Below are 1,712 nucleotides of genomic sequence, written 5' to 3' on the forward strand. Positions count from 1 at the left end.
TTGAGATAAATCTTGTTAACATAATCTGCTCTTTGATAATTTATTTAATGTTCACTTTTAGTCGGCTTGGGCGACTGACTGCCCGAACTGGGTCATAGAGTTGGTTTTTTGAGAGCAGAGCAAAAACCAACCTGACCAATTTTCTAGCCGAGAGCACTAAGGCTCGTTTATGATTATGTTTAGTCACCTCCATGTATTTTTTCTGGTAATAAATTTGGTATTCCTCATTGTGCACCCGCAATGAGTTTGCTGCTTCTATCAGGTAGTAGCGGAAGTACTTGTCACACTCTTGGACCAAATGTCTTTCTTCTGATTCACTTAGTCCGGATTGATTTCTTTTCCAGACAAGGCCAGCGAACCTGGCTAACTTATCATCAGACAAGAATCTTCTAATTTCACCTATAGAGGCTAAGATCCCAGCGGCATAAACAGGTCCTATGCCTTTAATAGAGAGCAAAGGATTGATAAAGCCTTTTCCTTCTTCAGCAATGGCTTTATCTATTTCCTTTAAGCTTTTTTTCAAGGCAGAAAGGGTTTTGGTAATACTAGCCAAAATAAGTTGGCAAGAATTTGCCAGTTGGGGTCTTATGCGATAAGATTCTCGAGCCGCTTTTTGGATGTTTTCCGCAATACTTTTTGGGTCTGGAGAGCGGTTTTTACCAGCTTTGGCTACCAGGAGGGCAAGTTCTTCTAAGGGCATGGTTACAATTTCATCTGGAGAAAGTTCGTTTAATATGGTTAAAGAAGTTGCTCCAAGATGAGCGATAGGTTTATTCTGAACCCAGCCTGGAAACATAAGAAAGAGATTAGCCAAAAAGAGTTTTTTCTCTCTTTCAATGAGTTTGACCAGGTGATAGCGGTAGCGAACCAGTCTCTTCAGAGGCAGATGCAAAAGTTCGGGTTTATATTCTACGGGAAGTTTCCCAAAACGGAGATATTCGGCAATGAACTGAGCATCTGTGAGGTCTGTTTTTTCTTTTTCTGGGAAGGCTTTTTTAAATCGGCTGATGTATTTAGCATTGATGAGATAGACCTGAGTTTCACATCTCAGAGGGTTGTTAGTAAAGTAGTCTGTGAGATGAAACCCATAGAGACTGGATGCTTCCAGACCCAAACGGATATGTTGGAAGTTTTGTTGAGATATTAGGGTAGCGGTTTTCTCTTTCAGATTTTCAAATCCGGGGAGGTTATTGTCTATTTCAAATGTTTTGCCTAAATATTTTCCTTCCTGGGTTAAGAAAGAGACAGCCGCTTTACGCAGGCTAATATCTATTCCGATATTTAAGGTATTGAGCATAAATATTCACCTCCTTTATAGGATAAGAATGGAGAGAAGACCGGATCCTTTGCCTTTACCAGTTGCAACCTCGAGCATTGTTATAAGCGGTAACTTTTTCTGTCTGGGTGCATCGGTATCAGTCTAAATAACCGAAGGGCAGAGGAGTTCCAGCAATGTGTGCGTCAGCATCGTTTCTGATAAAGGAAAGGGACGCCCTCTTTGAAATGCACTCAACAGGTGCAAGGAGGAAGGGCATTTACCCTGTTTCTCTTTATCCTATAGAGATAATAATAAAGGATCCGGTCATAAAAGTCAAGTTTCTTTTTGTTCACAATCAAAGATTTCATAAACTCTCCCATGAGGAGAGAAATATTATTAAATATTAATTATAAATTAATTAATAACTATATTAAACATATTATACGAGGAGGTA

2 protein-coding genes are annotated in these 1,712 nt (G+C 39.5%); one reads left to right on the forward strand and one right to left on the reverse strand.

Annotation, left to right across the window (positions count from 1 at the left end; genetic code table 11):
* Positions 1 to 40: 40 nt before the first annotated feature.
* On the reverse strand, positions 41 to 1,297 hold the full coding sequence (locus AB1414_20385) for an IS110 family transposase (GenBank protein MEW6609770.1): 1,257 nt from the start codon (positions 1,295 to 1,297) through the stop codon (positions 41 to 43).
* A 155-nt stretch (positions 1,298 to 1,452) separates the two neighbouring features.
* Here AB1414_20385 and AB1414_20390 point away from each other — a divergent pair, with 155 nt between their 5' ends.
* The gene (locus AB1414_20390) at positions 1,453 to 1,665 is read left to right on the forward strand and encodes a hypothetical protein (protein MEW6609771.1); all 213 of its coding nucleotides are present in this window, start codon (positions 1,453 to 1,455) and stop codon (positions 1,663 to 1,665) included.
* Positions 1,666 to 1,712: the final 47 nt, after the last annotated feature.

The organism is bacterium, assembly GCA_040755795.1.
GTDB lineage: Bacteria > UBA9089 > CG2-30-40-21 > CG2-30-40-21 > SBAY01 > JBFLXS01.